The 22,534-nt window shown below is 62.5% G+C and carries 18 protein-coding genes; 7 read left to right on the forward strand and 11 right to left on the reverse strand.

Features of this window, described 5'->3' with window-relative positions:
* Window positions 1–11 precede the first annotated feature (11 nt).
* Complete coding sequence (locus NKH22_RS25160; RefSeq protein WP_023822677.1) at window positions 12–548, forward strand: DUF1697 domain-containing protein; 537 nt, start codon at window positions 12–14, stop codon at window positions 546–548.
* A gap of 68 nt (window positions 549–616) precedes the next feature.
* On the opposite strand, the gene NKH22_RS25165 is transcribed toward NKH22_RS25160, so the two are convergent.
* The 5 genes from NKH22_RS25165 to NKH22_RS25185 all read right to left on the reverse strand — a co-directional run bounded on the left by NKH22_RS25165 (window position 617) and on the right by NKH22_RS25185 (window position 8,252).
* A complete protein-coding gene (locus tag NKH22_RS25165; RefSeq protein WP_023710457.1) occupies window positions 617–2,074 on the reverse strand; it encodes an NCS1 family nucleobase:cation symporter-1 in 1,458 nt (485 codons plus the stop codon).
* 199 nt (window positions 2,075–2,273) lie between these two features.
* Window positions 2,274–3,062, reverse strand: coding sequence for a trehalose-phosphatase (gene otsB / locus NKH22_RS25170; RefSeq protein WP_023822676.1), 789 nt, complete (start codon window positions 3,060–3,062; stop codon window positions 2,274–2,276).
* Window positions 3,059–4,840 carry an alpha,alpha-trehalose-phosphate synthase (UDP-forming) gene (locus tag NKH22_RS25175; protein WP_023822675.1) on the reverse strand — a complete coding sequence of 594 codons (1,782 nt, stop codon included), beginning with the start codon at window positions 4,838–4,840 and terminating at the stop codon, window positions 3,059–3,061. The genes otsB and NKH22_RS25175 overlap by 4 nt, the downstream gene beginning before the upstream one ends.
* Before the next feature lie 144 nt (window positions 4,841–4,984).
* The gene (locus NKH22_RS25180) at window positions 4,985–7,147 is read right to left on the reverse strand and encodes an amylo-alpha-1,6-glucosidase (protein WP_023693460.1); all 2,163 of its coding nucleotides are present in this window, start codon (window positions 7,145–7,147) and stop codon (window positions 4,985–4,987) included.
* 43 nt (window positions 7,148–7,190) lie between these two features.
* Window positions 7,191–8,252 (reverse strand): glycosyltransferase family 4 protein, encoded by a 1,062-nt coding sequence (locus NKH22_RS25185; protein ID WP_023672687.1) that lies wholly within the window; start codon window positions 8,250–8,252, stop codon window positions 7,191–7,193.
* Between the two features lie 189 nt (window positions 8,253–8,441).
* On the opposite strand from NKH22_RS25185, the gene NKH22_RS25190 reads away from it, so the two are divergent.
* Both NKH22_RS25190 and NKH22_RS25195 read left to right on the forward strand, forming a co-directional pair.
* Window positions 8,442–8,744, forward strand: a complete 303-nt coding sequence (locus tag NKH22_RS25190) for a DUF982 domain-containing protein (RefSeq protein WP_023688551.1) — start codon at window positions 8,442–8,444, stop codon at window positions 8,742–8,744.
* 185 nt (window positions 8,745–8,929) lie between these two features.
* Window positions 8,930–9,088, forward strand: coding sequence for a hypothetical protein (locus NKH22_RS25195; RefSeq protein WP_023672685.1), 159 nt, complete (start codon window positions 8,930–8,932; stop codon window positions 9,086–9,088).
* Window positions 9,089–9,688: 600 nt separating this feature from the next.
* Here NKH22_RS25195 and NKH22_RS25200 read toward each other — a convergent pair.
* From NKH22_RS25200 to NKH22_RS25220, 5 genes are all read right to left on the reverse strand, one after another.
* Window positions 9,689–9,889: a hypothetical protein gene (locus NKH22_RS25200; RefSeq protein WP_081727376.1), complete on the reverse strand. Its 201-nt coding sequence runs from the start codon at window positions 9,887–9,889 to the stop codon at window positions 9,689–9,691.
* A 2-nt stretch (window positions 9,890–9,891) separates the two neighbouring features.
* Window positions 9,892–10,077, reverse strand: a complete 186-nt coding sequence (locus NKH22_RS25205) for a hypothetical protein (RefSeq protein WP_023688550.1) — start codon at window positions 10,075–10,077, stop codon at window positions 9,892–9,894.
* Between the two features lie 657 nt (window positions 10,078–10,734).
* Complete coding sequence (locus NKH22_RS25210) at window positions 10,735–12,249, reverse strand: protein adenylyltransferase SelO (protein WP_023715805.1); 1,515 nt, start codon at window positions 12,247–12,249, stop codon at window positions 10,735–10,737.
* 243 nt (window positions 12,250–12,492) lie between these two features.
* Entirely contained in the window at window positions 12,493–13,869 is a 1,377-nt protein-coding gene (locus tag NKH22_RS25215) for an NAD(P)/FAD-dependent oxidoreductase (protein WP_023693465.1), read from the reverse strand.
* Window positions 13,870–13,899: 30 nt separating this feature from the next.
* The gene (locus NKH22_RS25220; RefSeq protein ID WP_023710464.1) at window positions 13,900–14,727 is read right to left on the reverse strand and encodes a DUF2243 domain-containing protein; all 828 of its coding nucleotides are present in this window, start codon (window positions 14,725–14,727) and stop codon (window positions 13,900–13,902) included.
* A gap of 312 nt (window positions 14,728–15,039) precedes the next feature.
* Here NKH22_RS25220 and ctaD point away from each other — a divergent pair, with 312 nt between their 5' ends.
* The gene (gene ctaD / locus NKH22_RS25225; protein WP_023710466.1) at window positions 15,040–16,698 is read left to right on the forward strand and encodes a cytochrome c oxidase subunit I; all 1,659 of its coding nucleotides are present in this window, start codon (window positions 15,040–15,042) and stop codon (window positions 16,696–16,698) included.
* 103 nt (window positions 16,699–16,801) lie between these two features.
* Here the strand turns inward: ctaD and sdhD are convergent, their stop codons facing one another.
* Window positions 16,802–17,191: a succinate dehydrogenase, hydrophobic membrane anchor protein gene (sdhD, locus tag NKH22_RS25230; RefSeq protein ID WP_027050929.1), complete on the reverse strand. Its 390-nt coding sequence runs from the start codon at window positions 17,189–17,191 to the stop codon at window positions 16,802–16,804.
* Between the two features lie 658 nt (window positions 17,192–17,849).
* Between sdhD and cphA the strand changes: the two genes are divergently transcribed.
* The 3 genes from cphA to NKH22_RS25245 are packed head-to-tail and all read left to right on the forward strand — an operon-like array spanning window position 17,850 to window position 22,347.
* Window positions 17,850–20,627 carry a cyanophycin synthetase gene (cphA, locus tag NKH22_RS25235; RefSeq protein ID WP_050586853.1) on the forward strand — a complete coding sequence of 926 codons (2,778 nt, stop codon included), beginning with the start codon at window positions 17,850–17,852 and terminating at the stop codon, window positions 20,625–20,627.
* Complete coding sequence (locus tag NKH22_RS25240) at window positions 20,627–21,526, forward strand: isoaspartyl peptidase/L-asparaginase family protein (RefSeq protein WP_023738739.1); 900 nt, start codon at window positions 20,627–20,629, stop codon at window positions 21,524–21,526. The genes cphA and NKH22_RS25240 overlap by 1 nt, the downstream gene beginning before the upstream one ends.
* Window positions 21,523–22,347 carry a cyanophycinase gene (locus NKH22_RS25245; RefSeq protein WP_023710470.1) on the forward strand — a complete coding sequence of 275 codons (825 nt, stop codon included), beginning with the start codon at window positions 21,523–21,525 and terminating at the stop codon, window positions 22,345–22,347. The genes NKH22_RS25240 and NKH22_RS25245 overlap by 4 nt, the downstream gene beginning before the upstream one ends.
* Window positions 22,348–22,534: the final 187 nt, after the last annotated feature.

The following is a 22,534-nucleotide window of genomic DNA, read 5'->3' on the forward strand; positions in this document are numbered from 1 at the left end:
TTTCGCAGCTGATGCAGACCTATGTTGCGCTGCTCTACAGCATTATCCTCGGCGAAGGCCGCCGGGTCGTCATGGCCGACCTCAAGGCGATGGCTGAACAGCTTGGGCTGAAGAACCCGCGCACCCTGGTGGCGACCGGCAATCTGGTCTTCGAGACACGCGCGACCGGCATCGCCAAGCTGGAACAGCGGCTGGAAACGGCCTTCGAAAAAACCTTCGGCCGCAACGTCGTCATCATCGTGCGCACTGCCGAGGATTGGCTGAAACTTGCCGCCGGCAACCCATTCCCGGCCGACTCTGCCGAGGCAGGCGATCAGGTGGCTGTGCGGGTGATGCGCAAGCCAGCGCCAGCGGATGGTGTGGCCGCGCTCCAGACCTATGCCGCCGAGGACGAGAAGGTGGCTTCGGTCGATGGCGACATCTGGGTCGTCTTTTCGCGCGAGCGGCCAAGCTCGCGGCTGCTCGCTGCCATGAACCACAAGCGCATGGGCATCGGCACCGCACGCAACTGGAACACGGTGCGGAGATTGGCTGAGATGGTGGAGTAGGGAGTAGGGAGTAGGGATTATACTATTCCCACTGACTACTGACTACTGACTACTCCCTATCTCTCATTTCACGCCTTTGCCGTCCTGGCCCCTGCGCCAAGGGCGGCGGTGCGAAGGACGTAGTAGATGACCCCTGCAATGCCGACACCGAAGAACCAGCCATAAACGCCCCACCATGCCGGCAGCAAGTTGGTGAAGTTCGGCAGGACCGAGGAGAAGATGGCGCCGATGCCGGCGGCTATGAAGGCGTTGACGTGCCAGCCGCCCTGGAAGCGGAACTCGCCATGTTCGCGGTACAGTGCCTCGACGTCGACCTCGCCCTTCCGGATCAGATAGTAGTCGACCATCATCACCCCGAAGATCGGCCCCATCGTCGCGCCGATGACGTTGACGAAAGACGCGGCACTGCCTTCCCACGGCGCGAAGGGATAAAGCACCAGCGCGATCACGGCCGCGATATAGCCGCCCTTCTTGAAGTCGATCTGCCGGGGAAAGACATTGGAGAAGTCGAAGGCCGGCGAGACGAAGTTTGCCACCACATTGATGCCGAGCGTCGCCACGGCAAAAGTCAGGGCTGCAAGCGCTGCCAGGAACCAGCTGTCGAATTTCGCCGAGATCTGGTCGGGATGCAGAAGCACTTCGCCATACACGTCGAAGGCAGCGATGGTGGTCACGCCGGCGACCAGCGAGAACAGGATGAGATTGATCGGCAGGCCCCAGATGTTGCCCTTGCGCAGCGATGCCTTGTCTGGGGCATAGCGGGCGAAATCGCAGAAATTGAGATAGAGCGCCGAGAAATAGGTGACCCAGATCGCCGCCACCGCAAACAGCGACGTCCAGGAGCCAGGGGTTCCGGGTACGCCGGCATCCTTTGTCTTGTCGAGCAGCACATCCATCGGGATGTCGCTGGTGAAGGCAAATCTCCCGGATTTTACACAGAGATAGATCGCCAGGATCAACATCATCACCCACACCGCCGGGCCGGCCCAATCCTGGAAGCGGCGCACCGTTTCCATGCCGTTCTGGATGATCAGCAATTGCAGTGCCCAGATGACCACAAAACAGATCACTTCCAGACCCGTATGGCCGAGGAAATGCGTGTTGGCGTTGAAATCGGCGAACCATTGCGAGCGGATCAGCAACGCCACGATCGCGCCCGATGCCGCCGCCGTCTGCGCGCCGTACCAGAAGCAGGCTACGATGGCGCGCACCAGGGCCGGAATGTTGGCGCCCCAGATGCCGAAGGAGGCGCGCGCCAGCACGGGGTAGGGCACGCCGGTCTTCACGCCGGCATAGCCGACCATGTTCATCAGCGCGTAGATGATCAGCGAACCGATGCCGATGGCGATGATGAAATTGACGAAGCCGCCGCAAAACAGGAACAGGCTTGCGGCGAGATAATAGCCCCAGAGGCTGTGGACGTCCGACGTCCAGACGTTGAAGATAGAGAACGGCCCCCAGTTTCGGACTTTGGCCGGAGCCAGATCCTCATTGTATAGATCAGGTGATGCGCCTTGTATGGTCACTGCGATGTCCTCCCCTTGATGCCGCACGCGCCCTCACGCGTCGACTGCGCAGGTTATGCCTGACGCAGGGGAACCGGCAAGCAATCCATTTGCCGGCTTTGGCCTTAAAGATATTCAATGAGAACAGCGCTTATCGATCGGCTTTTGGCGAAGGTCGGCGCAAACGCGGCGATCTTGATTCGATCCGCAGGGGCAGCGATCAGGACGCTTTGCGGTTGAGGGCCGGTGATGCGTCGAAATTGGCGGCAAGCCAAGCTATCGCGCAGGTGACATCATCGAGCCTGTATTGGGCCACGGTCGGCCCACGCGGCTTGACCCGGATCGAGATGCCGCCGGCCTCGTTGATCGCCTCGAAACCGTTTTCGTCGGCGGTGTCGTCGCCGAGAAAGACCGGCCGCCGTCCGGCAAAGGGCGGGATTGCCATGAAACGCCGCACGGCAGCGCCCTTGGCCGCTTCGAGCGGCATGAGTTCGACGCCGGCGTTGCCCGGGATAACCCGATAGCCCTTGGGAAGCTCGGTCAATGCCTGTTCGGCGAGATGCGTTGCCCTGGCCAGCAGATGCGGCGCCGCACGCGTATGGATGGCGAGGATCGGACCCTTGCGCTCGATATGAACAAGGCCATCATCCAGTTCGGCTTCGATGGCGTCGGCAAGGGCAGCGATATCGGCGGGAGCATCGGCGGTAACGACCGGGCCGTCCGGCGTCAGCCGGTGTTCCAGCCCATAAAGACCCGCAACACGCAGCTTCAACGGATGAAACAGGCGGTCGGCGCCTTCGACCGAGCGGCCGGTGATAAAGGCGACAGCGCCGTCCAGCCGTTCATCGACGATGCCGAGGAGGTTGCGCAGTTCGTCGCTCACGGACACGGCGTCGGGGTGCGCGGCGTGCTCCAGCAACGTGCCGTCGATGTCGAGGAAAAGCGCCCATTGTCCTTCCGGCAGGTCGGGTGCGGTTGGCAGGCCCGGTGCTTTCGACAGGCTATTCATGACGCCACCTTCCGCATGCGGTCGAACAGTGAGACGATGTTGCTGCCTGTGTTTGCGGGCCGCTCGGCGACACTTGTCGCTCTTTCGAGGTCGCCGCGTTTGCGCAGGCGCGCCGCATCGAGCAGCATGCTGCCGGCCCAGCGAAAGACATTGTTGTCGCGCACTATTTCGCGCATCGGGCGCATGCGCTCGCGTTGTTCGTCCGGTGACATGGTCAGCGCCTGCAGCAACACCTGGCTCATCATCGCCGCGTCGTAAGGATTGACGATCAGTGCTTCCAGCAGTTCGCGCGACGCGCCGGCAAACGTGCTGAGCAACAGCACGCCCTGTTCGTCGTTACGCGCGGCGACGAATTCCTTGGCTACGAGGTTCATGCCGTCATGCAGGCTGGTGACCATGCAGATGTCGGCGGCGCGATAGATCTCATAGATCTGTTGCTGCGAATGGTGCTCAGCCACCATGACCACGGGCTTGTAGCCGTCATGACCGTAGCGCTGGTTGAGCTCGTTGGCATAACGCAGGCATTCATCGTGCAATTGCTGGTAGGCCGGCAGCGTGCCGCGGCTTGGGGCAGCAATCTGCAGGAACACTACCTTGCCGATCCACTCGGGGTGGCGCGTAAACAATTCGTCCAGCGCATGGAAGCGGTCGAGGATGCCCTTGGTGTAGTCCAGGCGCTCGACGCCGACGCACAGCTTGACGTCCGCCGACAGGCCGAACCGCTCACGCAGGCGGGCGCGGCTTTCCTCGACCGGTGGCAGTTTGGCCAGGAGTTCGGCCGGCCATTCGATGGAGATGGGATAGGCGTGCACCAGGGTCGTCCGCCCGCCATACGAGATCGCGGCGTCGGCGCGCTCGATGCGGCTTTCCAGGAACCGGTCTACGCTTTCAGTGAAATTATTGGCATGAAACTGGGTGTGAAAGCCGATGATCGAGCTCCCGAGCAGTCCATCAAGAACGCGTTCGCGCCATGGGCAGATGCTGAACACTTCGGAGTTCGGCCACGGGATGTGCCAGAAGGTGATGATGATCGCCTCCGGCAGGCGCTCGCGGATCATGCGCGGCAGGAGCGCGAAATGGTAATCCTGAACCAGCACGATCGGCCGCTCATTGCGCGCCTCGGCAACCACCATATCGGCGAATTTGCGGTTGACGGCCTCATAGGCCTCCCAGTCCGAGGCACGGAAGACCGGCCGGGTGAAGGCGATATGGCAGAGCGGCCAAAGCCCTTCATTGGCAAAGCCGAGATAGTAGCCCTGATATTCGTCGTCGCTCAGCCACACGCGGCGCAGCGTATAGGACGGATTGTCCGGCGGCACCTGAACCCGATCGTTGCTATCGACCGTCAGACGATCCGCCGTTCCGCCGCCATAGGCGATCCAGGTGCCGCTGCAGGCGCGGGTGATAGGCTCAAGCGCCGACACCAGGCCGCTGGCCGGCACCAGAAGCTCGACGCCGTCGTCCTTGATGTTGTGGATATAGGGTTCTCGGTTCGAGACGACGATGACCTGCGCGTCCGGCAGGTCGTCGGCAAGTATCTTGCGCAAGGTGTCGGGCGACCAGTTCACCAGCGCCGCGTCGGGAGATTGTCCATTCTTCTCGAACTCCCGCAAAACCTTGCGCGTCGCTTCCGATGCGACGTCCTCGCCGGCAGTCGGTGCAACCGTCAAGCTATGGCTACGACGTTGCCTGGAGATCGATAACAGAACGGCTAGAATCGAAAGGCCAAGGCTTGCAAGGATCAAGACCCAGAGCAGGGCCATGCCATAATCGGTCATTCCAATTCCAACTCAATTTTGGCCGTCAGGGCCTTTTTCTTCATGGTTCCATTTGAGTGTTCGCAGCCGACGATCGCCCGTGAGAACCTGTGTTTTTTGCAACGCACAAACCCTGGGATCGGTTCCCGTTGAAAGCCGTTCCGATCATGTCCGCACGATCAGCGGAACCAGCCCTTCATGGCGGTCGGCGAGAAAGGCGACGACGCGGTCGCCGACACGCTGGAAGGTAAGATCGACCCTCTTTTCGCCGACACCCAGATGCCTGAGCGTCAGCGTATCGATGCCGATCGGCAAACGGGGTCGAGTGACGTGGATTTCGCCGTTCCAGCCGTCGATTTCCAGACCGAGGCACGCCTGCATCAGCATGAAGGCCGAGCCTGCCGACCAGGCTTGCGGCAGGCAGGCGACGGGGTAGGCGATCGGTGCTTCACCCGGCGAGCGGGTAAAGCCGCAGAACAGTTCCGGCAGTCGCATGTTGAAATGCACGGCGGATTCGAACGTGCCGCTCATCAGCCGCACCACGCTGTCACGCTCGCCGAACCGCGCCAGGCCGGCGCCGCACATCGCCGTGTCATGCGGCCAGATGGAACCATTGTGGTACGACATCGGGTTGAACAGCACAGCATCGTCGGAAAGCGTTCGCACCCCCCAGCCGGAGTGGAAGGAAGCCGAAAGCAACTGGTCGGCGACCATCTTAGCCCGCGCCGGTTCGGGCAGGCCGACATAGAGCAGGTGTCCGGCATTCGACGTGCGCACCTTGCACGGCTCTCCGGCGCCGTCGATCGCCAGCGCATAGAAGCCGAGATCGTCCAGCCAGAAATCACGCTCGACGGCGATCCGCATCTCTTCGGCGCGATTTTCCCAGTGCTCGGCCTGCGCGAACTCGCCCCGGCGGCGGGCGAGAGCGGCAAGGCCCCTGAAGGCTGCGAAGACATAACCCTGCACTTCGACCAGCGCGATCGGCCCCTTGGGAATGCGCCCGTCGGCGTGGAAGACGGAGTCGAAGCTGTCCTTCCAGCCCTGGTTCGCAAGGCCGGATTCGGCGGCGCGCTGATAGGTGACGAAGCCGGTTGCGCGGCTCGCCTCTTCCGTCCACTTGGCGGCGGCGCAGAGAGATGGCCACAGGCTGGCGATGAAGTCCATGTCGCCGGTGCGCTCGGCATAGGCGCAAGCGAGGTGGATGTAGAGCGGCGTGGTATCGACGCCGCCATAGTAGCGGCCGAAGGGTAGCTCCTGCAGCGCCACCATCTCGCCCTTGCGCGTCTCGTGCATGATCTTGCCGGGCTGCGAGTCGCTGAAAGGCGATGTCTCGGTCGCCTGGTGCTGGGCGAGGAAGGCAAGCACGCCGCGCGCCAGGCCGGGGTTGAGCCATAGCATCTGCAGCGCCGAGATGACGCCGTCACGGCCGAAGGCCGTCGAAAACCAGGGGATGCCGGCATAGGGGTAAGGGCCGGTCGACAGCTCGGTGGTCAGCAAGGCGACATCGGCGCGAGCGCGTTCGACCCAATCGTTGAAGACGCGGCCCGAACTGTGCACCGTCGCTCCATGGCGGCGCTTGGCCCGCATGCCGAAACGGGCGCGCGCCGCGGCCGCCCGGAAGCGGTCGCGGTCGGGCGTTTCGGTCAGTTCCGCGCCGACCTCGACGTAAAGCATCTTGCTGCTGCGCTTGGTCACTGCGATGAGGAAATCCGCGCGCTCGGCGCTCAGCTGGTCCGGCGGCTGCGAGAACGTGATCGCAGACACCCGCGCCAGCCCGTCCAGTCCGTCATAGCGCAGCAGCACCGAGGCAGGCTCGATCTCCGCTGCATGCGCCATTCCGCGCTTCGGCCGGGTCGAACCGCGCACCTCGAACATGTCGCGGAAATCGGCGGCAAAATGCAGCGAGACGCGGATTGCCGAATGCTCCTGGCTGTAGTTGGAAAGGGTGATGCGCTCGAACAGCCGGTCCTGCCACAACAGCCTGACGCGCTCGATATGGATGGCGCCCTGCGGGATGTCGCGGCCACCGACGCTTTGCATCGGCAAATTGGTCATATTGCTGGTGAACAGCACATTGTCCTGGCTGAGGGAGGCGCCGAGCAGCGATGTCTGCCGGCCGCCGACGGTGAGCCTGAACTCCGACAGCACCCGGGTGTCGTCACGGAAGAAACCGTCGCCCGCACCCCTGATATCGCCGTAGGCATCGGCCACGGCAAAACAGTCGCCTTGCTTCAGGGCAAACAGCCGGTGCGGCTCGCGCGGCGCGGTTTCGTCCAGGGAGGCAAGGGCCACGGCAGGGTCGAGCTTGCGCTCGTCAAGTTCGGTCATCAGTCACAAATCTCTGTTTCGGGCTCGGAACGTCCGCCGTCGTTCACGACGCTTTCGATTCAGCCGGGGCGCCGATGAGACGCGCATAGGCAGTGAGATAGTCGCGCGCCATCCTGTTGGCGGAGAACCGACTTTCGAAGACGGCGCGCACCTTTCGCCGGTCGAGTTGCAGCAAGGCCGGCACCGCGGCGACCGCGGCGTCGAGAGAATCGACGACAAATCCGGTAACGCCATGGTCGATGACTTCCGGCAACGCACCGCAGTTCCAGCCGATGGTTGGCGTACCGCACGCCATCGCCTCGATCGCGGCAAGGCCGAACGGCTCGGGCCAGTCTATCGGAAACAGCAGACCAGCGGCATTGCCGAGGAATTCAGTCTTCTCACTCTCGGCGATCTCGCCGACATAGTCGATGCGGTCGCCATCGATCAACGGCTCGATCGTCTCATGGAAATAGGCGCGATCATCGTCGCCGATCTTGGCCGCCAGCTTGAGTTTCATGCCCGAGCGCAAGGCGATGTCGATGGCCCGGTCCGGCCGCTTGTCGCGCGAAAGCCGGCCGAGAAAGGCGAGGTATGGTTCGCCTGCCGCCGTCTCGAAGGTCGGCTGATAGAGACCCGTCGGCAGCCCGTGATGGATGGTGGCCAGCCAATTGGCATTCGCAAGCCCGGTCTTCTGGCTATGCGAGATCGAGATCAGCGGAAAGCGCGGAAAACGCTCATAGGCTGGCGCCAGATCGACATAATCGAGCCGGCCATGAGGCGTTGTCACCGTCTTGTCCGGCATGGTCTCGAAGAACGAGAAATGCAGGAAATGGCTGAGATGAAAATGAATGATATCAAAGTCGTGGGCTCGGTTCCTCACATCGGCAAGCATCGCAAGATGCGCCGCCGTGTCCGATTTCAGTGGACGCGGATCGAGGCGTAGCGCGCGTTCGCGACCTGGTATCAGTCTGGCCGACGTCCGGCTGTCGCCGCTGGCGAACAGCGTCACCTCATGGCCGAGTTCGACCAGCCCTTCGGTCAGATAGGAAACGATGCGCTCGGTGCCGCCATAGAGAAGGGGTGGCACCGATTCGTGCAAAGGGGCGACATGGGCTATGCGCATGGTTTGAACGTGTCCCTCAAGGCAATCACGAGAGCGAAATGCATCAGCCGGCCTAACGTTCCGGACAAAAGCGGGCGTCGGCAACCCAAGCCCACCAGCGCAGATTTTTTTGCAATAAGCGGAACAAACGCGCCATCCGCGAATTTAGTAGGGTTGGTTCGCGCTGCGGCCGACCAGGGAGAGAACAAAATGGACCGCTTGCATTTCTTTACGCCCGTGCGCATTGCGCGCGGGCAGGGACACCCCGTCGAGGAAGTCGATAGCGTTGCCGAAGCGATGGTCTTTTTGCAGAAATGGCCATTGGGACGGCGTGGGCCTGTGTATCAGTGCGCCGTGAATTGCTGCTCCGCGGCCCTGTCGGGCAGAATGTCGGCCGAAGCAGCCAGGAAGGCGTTTACGGGCTTTGCCCGCATCACCCGGCTGCTCGATGATGACATGGCCCTGCCGATGGGCGGCGAAAGCATGGCGGAAGTCCACGCGCTGAGGCGCTAGGCGCCGGTCCAGCCATTTGGCTATTGAACACCCGGGCTTTGGCGGCGCGGGCATCATCTTTTCCGCACCGGAGTATTCCGGCGCGGCCCTTCACCTCATGGGCCACACTGTGCTTTCATGCGGCGTTTCGCATGACCGGTGGGTGACGACCATCCACGGGCGGCCCGAACGTGGAGGGGTAGACAATGCCGAGACTGATCCTGGGAACACTCGGCGCTATCGTCATCGCCCTCATCTGGGCGGTCTTTGCCAGTTTGATGGGCGCGCCATCGATCGTGATCACGGTCGGCGCGGTCGCCATTGGGGCCGGCGTCTACACCTACGTCGACCGACGCTCGACTTGACGCGTCCCCGGTCTGCCGCGCGCTCGACCAATTGCACGCCGGTGTTTGACGCGCGCGGCAGTCGCGGCGGGCATTCTTCAAAGATGAGCTTGCTGGCCGCATAGAGAGCCAAGACGCAGACAGGGCGCCACACGTCGGACCGGGCTCCGCGAGAACTTGGGAGAGATCGTCAAAGATCTTTCAATCCGGCCAATGTAGATCGAAACGGCGAATCCGTGGATTTCCGGTGGAACATCGTCGCCTCGAAACACTTCGGGCGTTGCACTGCCCCATCAGTGCACGTTCCCTTGTTCTGTTGGAACTGGCCGGCTGCCGAAAGGTGGCCGGCTTTTTTGTATATTAGCGGAACCTGAAATTACGGGGCTTGTTCTGCATGCGGCAGCGAGCCCCTCGCTGCTGGTCGAGGGCCGTAACCCTTGGCCGGGCCCGCATCGCTCCGCCAGTGGTGCGGGCCCACGGCCTCCGGTTTTTCCGGGCGTCTCGACTCGCTGATCCTCACCCTGGTCCGGCTATGCATGTCACTCAAAAAAAGGCTCGGTTGTGAGACAATGACATGCACACGCGGCGCGCTTTAGCACAATCATTCACAAAGCCGTGGGTTCAACTGTTGCTACCCTTCTTGGCTGGATTGTGCGAATGATGACTGTCCTTTTCACCGCCACCCCCTGAAACTCGGCTTTTGGATCGACGGTCTTCATCCGCCGGGGGTTTGTTGACCCGCAGGGGTTTTCTGGCGTTCTCGTGCGATGCGCCTGGCCCGCCCTGCCGGATCGTGTTCGGGTGTTTCTTCGATGTGGACATGATCACCGATCCTGCTGACGGCCCTGATGAGTGGTGTTGACCTTGGTGTTGGCTTGCTGCCCTTGGCGCTCCGGATCCGGCGCTCCGTGAGTGCCGTGCTGGGCATCATCGTGGCTAACCTGTCGCCCTTCTCCTCGACCCTTCTGGCTCTGGTTCTCAGGCGGCACGGGCGGCATTTTGCTCGACATCTGCATCTCCTTGGGTTGGTCTCGTGACTCGAAACCGTGATCGTGGGGGGAAGTTCCGTCTGCTTCGTCAGCACCTGTGATTTCGGTGCCGACGGAATCTGATTCCCAACGCGGATTTCAACGAACGGCAGCGGCCTGCCCGCGTCGCCCCGCCAGTGGTGCGGGCCTGCAATATAAATCCTAAGCCTGGGCTGCTATCGCAGTTTATTGCGAGCTTCCGGCGACTTGCGTAGCGGGCTGCAGTGGCTTTCAGGAGAGCAGCGTGTTGTACCCGGTCAATTGGAGCGACCGAAATACAGTGCTTGACCACGTTGCTGACATGATCGGTGACGAGCGCGGTGTCGCGCCTGGATCGCGGCAGCAGCCTCTGGTCCGATCTGCCTGCAGCTGATGGCAGCTAAAACGACGTCAAAAGACCTAAGCCTCTTTGATCGCCCTCGCTGCTCGCACGAGCGATGACCAGTCAGCTCCCATGGCTGAGACAAGGTCTCGAGCATCTTCGTCTGATATTCCGGTACGGTCTACGAGCTTCCGTGCCAGCAATTCGAATGCCAATTCTATGATCGTCATAGCTCAGCCCCTACGAGAGTGCCCGTGACGATAGCTTGCAAATGGGTCTTCCGCATTTGCACATGTTAAGCGACCATCACGAATGTCTCATGTACCGCAGAATGTCTGCAGGACGCGCTCATCCGGGCGTGGCGGCTCAGCATAGCGTTCCATTCCCGGCTGCTCATCGAAGGGACGGCTGACGACCGCCAGGATCTCCTCGAACGGTGTGAAGTCGCCGCCCAACGCCGCCTGGATCATCGCCTCGATGCGATGATTGCGGGGGATGAATTTGGGATTGACGGATTGCATGGCTGCCCGGCGCGTGGCCGTGTCGGCTGCTTCGCTTGCAATGCGCTGGCGCCACCGCGCCGACCAGGCATCGAATGAGCCTGGATCCTTAAACAACTGCCGCGCCGTGCCTTGGCCGTCCGCAGCGTCGAGGTCATCGCCCAGGCGCCGAAAGCCGAGCGTAAAGTCCGCTTCGCCGTGAGCCAGCACGTCCAGAAAGTCGGCAGCGAGCTGCAAGTCGCCTTCCGCTTCGGTCAGCAGTCCGAGTTTTCTGCGGAAGCCGCGCTGCAACACAGCCTCATAGGAGGCCTGGAACGACCTCAGCACCTCTTCCGCTTCAGACACTGCTTCATTCTCGTCCGTGCTCATGAGCGGCAGCAGGGTCTCGGCATAGCGCGCAAGGTTCCATGTGGCGACACGAGGCTGGTTGGCATAGGCATAGCGACCGGCGCGGTCTATCGAACTGAACACCGCGCCGGGGTCGTAAGCGTCCATGAAGGCGCATGGGCCATAGTCGATCGTCTCGCCCGAGATCGACATGTTGTCGGTGTTCATGACGCCATGGATGAAGCCGACCAGCATCCAGCGCGCCACCAGGTCCGCCTGTGCGGCGACAACGGCCTCCAGCAAAGCCCGGTACGGCCGTGCTTCCCCCGCCAGCTGTGGGAAGTGACGCTGAATGGCATAGTTGGCCAATATCTTGAGCGCCTCGGTGTCGTGGCGCGCGGCGAAATATTGGAACGTGCCGATCCTGATATGACTTGCCGCCACCCGTGTCAGGACGGCGCCGGGCAGCCGGACCTCGCGATAGACCGGGTCGCCGGTGAGCACCGCCGCAAGGCTTCGCGTCGTCGGAATGCCGAGCGCCGCCATCGCTTCGCTGACGACATATTCGCGCAGGACAGGGCCGAGTGCGGCGCGGCCGTCACCGTTGCGCGAGAACCGCGTTGGTCCCGATCCCTTCAGCTGGATGTCACGGCGAATGCCGTTGACGTCCACCACTTCGCCAAGAAGCAGAGCGCGCCCGTCGCCAAGCTGAGGCACGAAGTTTCCGAACTGGTGGCCCGCATAAGCCAGGGCGATTGCCTGCAAGCCTTCCGGAAATCTGTTGCCGGCAAGCATCGCCACTCCATCCGGGCTGGTAAGCTGGTCGGCATCGAGCCCGAGTTCCTCCGCGAGGGGCCGGTTGAACCGGATCAGCCGCGGTTCGGATACCGGCTTCGGATCTGTTTGCGAGAAGAAGCGCTCCGGCAATTGCCCATAGCTGTTGCTCAGGGCGGGAAGCCCCGTCTGAATGACCGGGGGTTGTTCAGCAGTCGCAGGTGACGTCATGACAAGCTGTCTCTGAAGAGGAGGGTTCAACAGCTCCCGTTTCGAGGAGCCTGTGTTCATTTGAGCATATAGGGACGCAACGCCGCTGGTGCCATCCGGATCCCATCAGGCCGGCACCGGATACAAGCTGGGAACCACCCGCCTCGATTTTCGAGGTTCAGGCTGCCGTGGGACGACGGGCCGTGGCGGAATCCAGAGATGACCCCCGCATCGCCACTGTCTCCGAACTGAGCACCCGGCAATCTAGTCAGTGCGGGCGTGCAATGCCGGGGCGGCGTCTGCCTTGGTTGGCAGCGGCTCTCTCGGGGCCGCTCCCGGCGATGATTTCGAACCCGGTTCGACTCGCTCCTCGGCGATGAGCCGGGCGCCACGCTCATAGGTCAGGTAGCGCCAGAGCCACTGGATCGAGACCTGAACGCGGTGCTGAAAACCGACGAGCAGGTAGACATGGATGAGCGCCCAGGCAGACCAGGCGAACCAGCCTTTCAGTTTCAGCCTACCCGATTCGAACACGGCAGCGTGGCGGCCGACAATGGCCGTGTTGCCTCGATTGCTGAAGACAAAAGCGGGCAGCGTATCGCCAGCATCTATCCGGCGTGCCAGTGCCTTGCCGAGGTGCTCGCCCTGCTGCTTGGCGACCTGGGCAAGACCCGGCAATGGCTGGCCGTTCCCATCGAGGACCAGTGCGACGTCGCCAAGCGCGAAGACATCGGGATGGCCGACGACCTGCAGGTCGGATTCGACCTTCACCCGACCGCCGCGGTCGAGCCCGACACCAAGCTGGGCGACCAGCGGAGAAGCCGCCACCCCGGCGGCCCAGAGCGTCAAGGCCACCGGGATCACCTGGCCGCCGACGGTGATCTGATGCGCTTCGATCGCCTCGACCCGGTTGCCGAGCGCGACCTCGACGCCCAGGCTTTCAAGGCGCAGACGTGCATATCTGGAAAGCTCCGGGGCGAATCCGGCGAGCAGACGCTCGCCGGCTTCTACCAGTATGATCCTTGTCTTCTCGGGCCGGATGTTGCGGAAGTCGCGCGCCAGTGTGTGCCGGCTGAGTTCGGCGATCGAGCCCGCCAGTTCGACACCGGTCGGGCCGCCGCCGATAATGGCGATCGTCATCAGCCGGGATTGCTCGACTGGATCGGTGGTCCGTTCCGCGTGCTCGAACGATAGCAGCAGCCGTGACCGGATCGTGCGCGCGTCCTCGATGGTCTTCAAACCGGGACAGACCCGAGCCCAGCTCTCCTGGCCGAAATAGAATGGCTGCGAACCAGTGGCCAAGACCAGGATGTCGTAGGGGACCGTGGTCCCATCGGCCAGCACCAGTATCCTGGCCTCGGTGCCGATCTCGGTGACATCGCCGAAGAGGACCTGAACCGAGGGATAGCGGCCCAGGATCTTGCGGATGGGCTCGGCGATGTCAGGCGCCGACAAGGCGGCGGTTGCAACCTGATAGAGCAAGGGCTGGAACAGGTGGTGATTGTGGCGGTCGATGATCGTCACCCCGATTTCCGCCTTGCCGAGCGCCTTGGCAACCTCCAGACCGGCAAAGCCTCCGCCGACCACGACGATGCGCGGTGTCAGGCTCCGGCCGTGGCTGCTCTCGGTGGCGAATTGCATGCTTGATACTCCCCTATCCCTGTCCGGAAGTCATAGCCTGGCAGGAGTGCCTCGCTGCTGGCTGGAGCTACTGCTCACTCCGGCGGCATCGGTCCAGGCAAGGCATCCGGCAATGACAGGCGTCGTGCTGACCACAAGGGCGCCGCGCGCGTGAAGAGCTACCAACCCGCGCCATGAGACGCGGTCGACCGCCCAGATGGTGCCGCTGGCGTCGACCCATTTGAGATGGGCGTCGGCGACTTCAACGGCCCGCATCATCGCCGCCGGTTCCATCCCGGCCCGAAAGACGATGATGGAATTGGCGGCGCCGTTGAAGAACGGGCCGGCGCCGGCTGCCAGTCCCGCAAGCAGGACGATGCTGGTCAGCGCTGCCGAAGCACCGCGTGCCGGTCCGCCGCGGTTGGGCAGCACCAGCACCAACACAAGCGGCACGATGCCGAAGATGACCAGCCACGCAATATCCCAGGCGAGCGGCAAGTCGCTGTTCATCTTGATCCGGTGCAGACCCAGCAGCCAGTGAAACACGACGGCATCGACGACATGCCAGACGCCGAACCCGGCGAAGGCGAGCCGCAGGATCTCCGTGGTGGTCCCGGGCCGCGCGCCGGCCGCCCTCGCGGCCACCAGCAGCACCGTGCCGGCGACGGCGAGCACATACATGCAAAGATGGAAGAGGCCGTCGGCCATGATCTGGAAGCGCAGGTCGGAACCCACCGGATCGGCGACGCCCGAGAGAAGATGATGCCATTGCAGGATCTGATGCAGGACGATGCCGTCGAAGAAACCGCCGAGCGCGAAGCCGAGCAGCAGCCAGCCGGCTCGCGTTCTCGGGTCGAGTGTCGCGGTGATCGCGTCCATGTCAGGACCACCGGCTCCAGGCCGGGGCGTTCAGTTGCCTGCGCACCGACATGTCCGGCGGCATGGGGTCATGGAGACCATGACGCGCCTCGAGCCAGAAGGCGGATATCAGCCCACCAACCACCGTCGTCAGAACCAGTGTCGCAGCAATTATCGCCAGCATGGACGTCGATCCTCAGCCGCGCAGGGTCGGCCGCGCGGAACCTAACAGCGGCTTCCGTGGAATGTTCCTGGCTGTCGGTTCGGTGGAGGGAACAATCAAGTTCCAGCACGGTTCGATGCTGGCGACGGACGGCTCAAGCGGAGAAGGTCATGAACGAATATACGGCGGCAGATCCGGGCGGTCTCGACGGCCATCAGCCGAGCGGCATCACCCGATGGCTGTTTTCGACCAACCACAAGGACATCGGCACACTCTATCTGGTCTTCGCTTTCATCGCGGGGGTGATCGGCATGCTCTTGTCGGTGAGCATGCGAATCGAGCTGCAGCAACCCGGGATCCAGTTTTTCCCCGGACTGGCGTCGATGATCTACGGTTACCAGGGCGACGCGGCGATCGACGCCGGCAAGCAGCTTTACAACGTCTTCACCACGGCCCACGCGCTGATCATGATCTTCTACACTGTGATGCCCGCCCTGATCGGCGGCTTCGCCAACTGGATGGTTCCGATCATGATCGGCGCCCCCGACATGGCCTTCCCGCGCATGAACAACATCTCGTTCTGGCTGCTGCCGCCGGCATTGATGTTGCTTTTATTGTCGATCTTCATGCCCAGCGTCCCCGGCGGCTATGGCCCTGGGACCGGCTGGTTCCTGTACCCGCCGCTGTCGACCTCCGGCCATCCCGGTCCCGCCGTGGATCTGGTCATCCTGTCTCTGCACATTGCGGGCGCCTCCTCGATCCTGGGAGCCATCAACTTCATCACCACCATCTTCAACATGCGCGCGCCGGGGATGACCCTGCACAAGATGCCCCTGTTTGTGTGGTCGATCCTCATCACCGCCTTCCTGCTGCTGCTGGCTCTGCCGGTGCTGGCCGGCGCCATCACCATGCTCCTGACTGATCGCAATTTCGGAACCACGTTCTTCGCGCCGGACGGCGGAGGCGACCCGCTGCTGTACCAGCATCTCTTCTGGTTCTTCGGCCACCCGGAAGTCTACATCATGATCCTGCCGGCGTTCGGCATCGTCAGCCAGGTGATCTCGACCTTCTCGCGAAAGCCGATCTTCGGGTATCTCGGGATGGTCTACGCAATCGTGGCGATCGGGGTGATCGGCTTCGTCGTCTGGGCCCACCATATGTACACCAGCGGGATAGGCCTCGACACGCAGCGCTACTTCACCTTCGCCACGATGGTGATCGCAGTGCCGACCGGGATAAAAGTGTTCTCCTGGATTGCAACCATGTGGGGCGGCTCGGTCGGCCTGCGGACGCCGATGCTCTGGGCCCTCGGCTTCATATTCCTGTTCACCGTAGGCGGGGTGACGGGCGTTCAACTCGCAAATGCCGGCCTCGACCGTGAACTGCACGACACATACTTCGTCGTCGCGCATTTCCACTACATACTTTCACTGGGAGCGATCTTCGGCATCTTCGCGGGCTGGTATTACTGGTTTCCGAAAATGACGGGATATCTCTACAATCCGCTTCTGGCTGGGGTCCATTTCTGGACGACCTTCGTCGGCGTGAACCTCGTCTTCTTCCCCCATCACTTCCTTGGATTGGCGGGCATGCCGCGTCGCTATGTCGACTATCCCGACGCATTCGCCGGCTGGAACATGGTGTCCTCGTATGGATCGTACCTGTCGGCCGCGAGTGTCGTGATTTTCCTCTTCGGCATCTTGGAAGCTTTCTACCGGCAAAGAGCCGCCGGCATGAACCCATGGGGGCCAGGAGCTACCACATTGGAGTGGGAGCTGACCTCTCCACCCCCTTTCCATCAATGGGACAGGCTGCCGCAAATCAGATGAGGCCGGGTTGTCGAACTCCTGTGCGCAAGCCAGCCCGGTTCGCCGCTGAGGCGAACTTCAGCCTGCCGGTGGCAGACGTTGGCTGCAGCTGAGAACCGGATCGCTATCTGAAGCTGATTAACAGCACAGCGAACAAGCTTGCGAGCGCGACTGCCCAGCAGAATAACCAATTGGCGATCAGAAGAAGCGATTTGAGCACGGTGGCATGGCAGTAATCTTCGATGATCGATTGCATTCCAAGCCGCATGTGAACGCAGCTTACGAGAATGAAGCCAATAAGGGCTGGCGCGACATAGATCGATCCTACGACGCTGAGGACGGCGTCTCGAGGCTCACCGACCAGCATTATAACGACCGCGACGATGTAAATGACAAGGATCAACAGGGCAGCAGATGTCAGCCGCTCCAGCATGAACGTTTCGGTTCCGTGTTTCGCCGATCCAAGGCCCCGCACTCGAGCTAGCGGAGTTCTGATTGAGGGTCTGTCAGCCATGGCGTTTCCCCAAAATTACTTGGTTGACTTGCGGGCAACTCAAGCTGTTGCTGTTTCGATGCCCGGGCCGTCGGTGCCGACGGATAGTGGGCAAGCACGGTCTCCAGTCGAGCAAGGCGGGCTTTGTGGGCGTTCAGTTCGTATCCTGAACGCCATCCAATTTGCCTGGGTCTGCCATCTCTGCATAGCTCGCTTTCAAGCAGCGAGATACGAAGGCGGACCGCGTCGATCTCCTTGACGAGCGCGGCCTTCACCGATTTTCGACTCTGCATGGCTGTAGTTCCGGTGCAAGGATGGTTCCAAACCTGACGCGTCTGGAAATGTTCCCGGGTGCCGAAGGCGTGCTGAAGATTAATGCCTCAGTGCTGGACCCGCACAATGGGTCGCCATGAGCTAAAGCCGGGCACTAGCTCAACGGGCGCGATGTGCCCGGCGAATGCTTGTGAAAACGAGCGAATGCCTGGCCCGCCTCGTCCCGAGAGATAAGTAGCCCTCAGAACAGCGACCGCACGTGGCCGAGATGACCAGAGGGTGTTCTTGGGCCAACATATGTTAACGGCCACTTTTGTTTCTCTCTCCTGCAAAAATATTTGGGCTGAAAGAGCCGGGAACTAACCGATCCTCCGGATGTTGCGGAGTTAGTCAGGAGAAACGGACTATGTCGGACAAAGAAATTCATCGGGGCGCCTCGCGTTTTCGCCCTATCCGCGTCGTGGACGCCCGCGTGTTTCGCGGGCCGCACCTCTATAGTATGACGCCAATGGTCCAGATTCGGATCGACCTCGGAGCCCTTGAGGCGTTCCCGACAGACAAACTGCCCGGGTTTTCCGAACAAATCGTCCGACTGTTGCCCGGCCTTGCGGGCCATGGCTGCAGCTATGGCGCCGCCGGCGGCTTCGTCCGCCGCATGCAGGAAGGAACCTGGCTCGGCCACGTCGTCGAGCATGTCGCCCTGGAACTGCAGAGCATGCTCGGTCACCGGGTGACACGAGGAAAGACACGGTCGGTCAAAGGCAGTCCCGGCACTTATAACGTCATGTTCGCCTACAAGGATGAGCTTGTCGGGCTGCTCGCCGGACGCGTCGCGCTCGAACTGGTGGACAGCCTGCTGCCGGCCAATCTGCATGGTGTCGAGGGGCTCGGCGACATTGCGGAAACGCAGGGGCCATTCGAGTTCGCAGCCAGGCTGCAGCAGCTCAAGCGTCTGGCCGCCGAGCGTGCCTTGGGGCCTACGACTGCTTCCTTGGTGCGCGAGGCCGAGAGGCGGGGCATACCCGCCGCGCGGATCGACGACAGCAGCCTCGTGCTGTTTGGTCACGGAAAGCATCAGAAGCGGATCCGCGCCAGTTGCAGCGACCTCACTTCCGAGATTGCGACCGAGATCGCCTCGGACAAGGACCTGACCAAATTCCTGCTGCAACAGGCCGGCCTGCCGGTGCCACGCGGGGAGCTGGTGCGATCGGCGCAGGACGCAGTCGCGGCGGCAGCACGGCTGGGCTACCCCGTGGTCACCAAACCACTCGATGGCAATCATGGAAGCGGCGTCAACATCGGTCTGGCAACAGAAGACGAGGTCCGCTGGGGCTTCGAACAGGCGCGAGAACACAGCCGTAGCGTTATAGTCGAGCAGCATTTCGTCGGCTCGGACCACAGGATCCTGGTGATCGGCGGAAAGGTGGTGGCGCTCGCCGAGAGGGTTCCGGCCCATGTGGTCGGCGATGGCCGGAGTTCTGTCGCCGAGCTCGTCGAGGAGACGAACCGCGACCCACGAAGGGGAGAGGGCCATTCCTCGGTATTGACCCGCATCGAGATCGACGAATGTGTCGAGCATTTCCTGTCAAAATCGCAGCTCACCCTGGCGAGCGTTCCAGCGCCGGGTCAAATGGTGCTCTTGCGGCCCACCGCCAATCTCTCCACCGGTGGGACCGCGATCGACCGAACGGAAGAAATCCATCCCGAAAACGCGCTGATCGCCAGGCGGGCGGCACAGATCGTCGGCCTCGACATTGCCGGGATCGACTTCGTCTGTCCCGACATCTCACGGCCGGTGAGCGAAACCGGCGGCGGCATCATAGAGGTGAATGCCGGTCCTGGCTTTCGCATGCATCTCGAACCCTCGTCGGGGCGCGCCCGCAACGTCGCACGGCCCGTGCTCGATCTTCTCTTCAAAGGCGGCAAGGACGGCCGGATTCCGATCTTCGCGATCACCGGGACCAACGGCAAGTCGACCACTGCCAGAATGCTGGCGCACATCCTGCAGGCGAATGGCGCAACCGTCGGGCTCACCTCGACCACCGGCGTGTACCTGAACGGCGAACGAATCATCACAGGCGATTGCTCAGGCCCGCAGAGCGCCAGGATCGTGCTGCGCGAGCCGGGTGTCGATGTCGCGGTGCTGGAATGTGCACGCGGCGGCATCCTGCGCGAAGGGCTTGCCTTCGATGCATGCGATGTTGGCGCGGTGCTGAACGTCCACGGCGATCATCTCGGGCTGAGGGGCATCGACACAATCGAGGACCTGGCGGAGGTGAAATCGGTCGTGGTCGAGTCCGTCCGCCGCGGCGGATGGAGCATTCTCAATGCCGACGACGTCCATACGTCCGCAATGTCGCGCGATGCCGGCGGCAGGATCTGCTACTTCTCGCTGGCGAGCAGGAGCGAGTGGCCCGGTTTCTTGCGCAGCCACCTGGCGGAAGGCGGCCGCGCCGTGACGCGGGAGCCCAGCAGCGACGGCTGGGACATTTTCATCCACGAGGATGGGGAATCGATGTTCTTGATGAGCGTCGACGAAATTCCCGCGACCTTCGAGGGTTCGGCCGAATTCAACGTTGCCAACAGCCTGGCAGCCGTCGCCATGGCGCATTGCCACGACGTTCCGGCGGCAACGATCCGGGCGGCGCTGGCCGAGTTTGGCACCTCGTTCGAGCAATCTCCCGGTCGCCTCAACGTCTTCGACGGACATGGTTTCCGCACCATCGTCGACTATGCGCACAATCCGGAGGGGCTGAAGGCGCTCGGAAAGCTCGTTTCCCACATGAGGCGCGGCTATCAGCGCACGATCGGCCTGGTCGCCATACCGGGCGACCGCCGCGATTGCGACATACGCGAGATGGGCGCGATCGCTTCGCGGATATTCGACGTCATCGTCTTCAAGGAGGATGAGCAGGAGCTGCGCGGCCGAGCCCCCGGAGCGATCGCCGGCTTGCTGCGGGAAGGTGCCTTGAACGCCGGCTGCGCCCCAGGCCGCATTCACGCCGTCTGTCCCGAGAAGGAGGCCGTCGACGTGTGTCTCCGGCTTGCACGGGAAAACGACCTTGTCGTGCTGACCGTCGACGACGTTGAAGCCGTGTGGCGGCAAGTAACCGGCTTCGGAGGCGCGACGCCTTCGAGGGGAGGGCCCGATCAGACCCATATTCGCCATCTGAGGGCTGGCTGATGTGGTCGCTGATCCTGCACGGCGGCGCCAAGGAGATCGATCCGCAAGAGGAGGAGGCGCATCGCAACGGATGCATCGAGGCGCTCGAGGCAGGTCGGGCCGTCCTGGCCGGCGGCGGAACGGCGGTCGATGCCGTGGAAGCTGCCGGTCGCGTCCTCGAGGCCGACCCGACATTCAATGCGGGATATGGAAGTGCCCTCAATTCGGACGGCGAGGTCGAGATGTGCGCTGGCCTGATGGAGGGCAGGGACTTCAATGTAGGTGCCGTCGCAGTGATCAAGGGCGTGCGCCATCCAATCAGTGTCGCGAAGGCCATGCTGCATGAGGAGCCGATCCTGCTGGCGTCGGAGGGGGCCCGGCGTTTCGCCGCCGACAAGCAGCTGGAGCTTTGCGATCCGGCGGATTTGATCACGCCGCAGCAGCGCGACGCCTCCAGCAAGTCGGAGGCGAAGGATACGATCGGTGTGGTTGCCCTGGATCAGTACGGGGACATCGCCGTGGGCACTTCGACCGGCGGACTGGACGGCAGTGCTCCGGGTCGTGTGGGGGATTCTCCGCAACCCGGTTGCGGCTACTATGCCGACAACCAATTGGGAGCCGTCGCCTTCTCGGGAGACGGTGAGCATATTGCGCGAAAGGCTCTCGCGGCCCGTGTCATGCAGGCACTCTCGGCGCGGCAGGCATTGTCCTCGGGGCAGGCTGAAGGCGGCCTGGAGCAGGTGCTGAATCCCGCGCTCAAGGAAGTCGAGGCGATCGGCGGCGAAGCCGGAGCCATCGTGCTTACCGCGACCGGCGTGTCTGGATGGGCGCATAACAGCAGGGAGTTCGCAGTCGCATTCATGACCAGCGAGGACAACCACCCACACGTTTTCCTGCGCAAGAAAGACGTGGACAAATGACCGACAAGAAGAAAAAACGATCCTCGAACGGTAAAGCCGGAACGCTCGTCATCATCGGCGGCCACGAGGACCATGATGGCGATCGTGTCATCTTGAAGGAGGTGGCGAGCCTGGTTCCGAACGGCCGCCTGGTGCTTGCCACCATCGCGTCTCATGAGCCGGATGGCTATCTCGAGAAGTATCAGAGGTCCTTCGGTGAACTGGGCATCAAGGATGTCATCGAGCTCTACGTCAACGACCGCCTCGAGGCAGCTCATGAAAAGAAAATAAGTGCGCTCGCAGACGTGAGTGCGGTGTTCTTCTCCGGCGGCGACCAGCTCCGGATCACCAGCCAGATCGGCGACACGCCCATCGACGAGCGGGTGCACGAAATCTATGAAGCCGGAGGCGTCATTGCCGGCACCTCCGCGGGCGCGTCGGTCATGAGCGACACGATGATGGTGAAGGGGCCGAACGCAGCGTCCTTTCGGATCGGCCACATTCGGATGGCGCCGGGACTGGGCCTGCTGCCGAATGTCATCATCGACCAGCACTTTGCGGAACGGGGCCGCATTGGGCGGCTCATCGGGGCGGTGTCGCAGAACCCGCGCGTCCTCGGCATCGGCATCGATGAAGACACGGCGATCGTGGTGAAGGGCGAGATGTTCAAGGTCATCGGCAGCGGCGCTGTCTATCTGGTCGATGCAGCCGGCGTGACCCATTCCAACATCGCGGAAGGTGAGCCTGATGCCGCCCTTTCGATTCATGATCTGAGGGTTCACGTGCTGAGCTCAGGCGATGCGTTCGATCTCGCGCTGCGACGGCCGGTGGGGCTTCCGTAAGACTTCGCCACACTCAAGCTGATGGTGTGGCGCGGTCCGCGTACCGCGAAAACCGCATATATGAAGCAGTTCTCCTATTTGAAGTCGCCCAACCAGGATTGTCGCGTTGTGGCAGGCCCGGCAGGATTACAGACGGCCTCTCGTCGGCTCGAATCCCGCAAAGCTGAGACCTTCGCTCGCCCGGCGT

Source organism: Mesorhizobium sp. M1252 (assembly GCF_040318265.1).
In the GTDB taxonomy this organism is placed as follows: Bacteria; Pseudomonadota; Alphaproteobacteria; order Rhizobiales; family Rhizobiaceae; genus Mesorhizobium.

Excerpts from the sequence above, each read along its gene's own strand:
- NKH22_RS25160 (WP_023822677.1), top strand. The coding sequence starts at position 12 with ATGCAGACCTATGTTGCGCTGCTCTACAGCATTATCCTCGGCGAAGGC.
- otsB (WP_023822676.1), bottom strand. The coding sequence starts at position 3,062 with ATGAATAGCCTGTCGAAAGCACCGGGCCTGCCAACCGCACCCGACCTG.
- NKH22_RS25175 (WP_023822675.1), bottom strand. The coding sequence starts at position 4,840 with ATGACCGATTATGGCATGGCCCTGCTCTGGGTCTTGATCCTTGCAAGC.
- NKH22_RS25180 (WP_023693460.1), bottom strand. The coding sequence starts at position 7,147 with ATGACCGAACTTGACGAGCGCAAGCTCGACCCTGCCGTGGCCCTTGCC.
- NKH22_RS25185 (WP_023672687.1), bottom strand. The coding sequence starts at position 8,252 with ATGCGCATAGCCCATGTCGCCCCTTTGCACGAATCGGTGCCACCCCTT.
- NKH22_RS25190 (WP_023688551.1), top strand. The coding sequence starts at position 8,442 with ATGGACCGCTTGCATTTCTTTACGCCCGTGCGCATTGCGCGCGGGCAG.
- NKH22_RS25195 (WP_023672685.1), top strand. The coding sequence starts at position 8,930 with ATGCCGAGACTGATCCTGGGAACACTCGGCGCTATCGTCATCGCCCTC.
- NKH22_RS25200 (WP_081727376.1), bottom strand. The coding sequence starts at position 9,889 with ATGTCCACATCGAAGAAACACCCGAACACGATCCGGCAGGGCGGGCCA.
- NKH22_RS25205 (WP_023688550.1), bottom strand. The coding sequence starts at position 10,077 with ATGTCGAGCAAAATGCCGCCCGTGCCGCCTGAGAACCAGAGCCAGAAG.
- NKH22_RS25210 (WP_023715805.1), bottom strand. The coding sequence starts at position 12,249 with ATGACGTCACCTGCGACTGCTGAACAACCCCCGGTCATTCAGACGGGG.
- NKH22_RS25215 (WP_023693465.1), bottom strand. The coding sequence starts at position 13,869 with ATGCAATTCGCCACCGAGAGCAGCCACGGCCGGAGCCTGACACCGCGC.
- NKH22_RS25220 (WP_023710464.1), bottom strand. The coding sequence starts at position 14,727 with ATGGACGCGATCACCGCGACACTCGACCCGAGAACGCGAGCCGGCTGG.
- ctaD (WP_023710466.1), top strand. The coding sequence starts at position 15,040 with ATGAACGAATATACGGCGGCAGATCCGGGCGGTCTCGACGGCCATCAG.
- sdhD (WP_027050929.1), bottom strand. The coding sequence starts at position 17,191 with ATGGCTGACAGACCCTCAATCAGAACTCCGCTAGCTCGAGTGCGGGGC.
- cphA (WP_050586853.1), top strand. The coding sequence starts at position 17,850 with ATGTCGGACAAAGAAATTCATCGGGGCGCCTCGCGTTTTCGCCCTATC.
- NKH22_RS25240 (WP_023738739.1), top strand. The coding sequence starts at position 20,627 with ATGTGGTCGCTGATCCTGCACGGCGGCGCCAAGGAGATCGATCCGCAA.
- NKH22_RS25245 (WP_023710470.1), top strand. The coding sequence starts at position 21,523 with ATGACCGACAAGAAGAAAAAACGATCCTCGAACGGTAAAGCCGGAACG.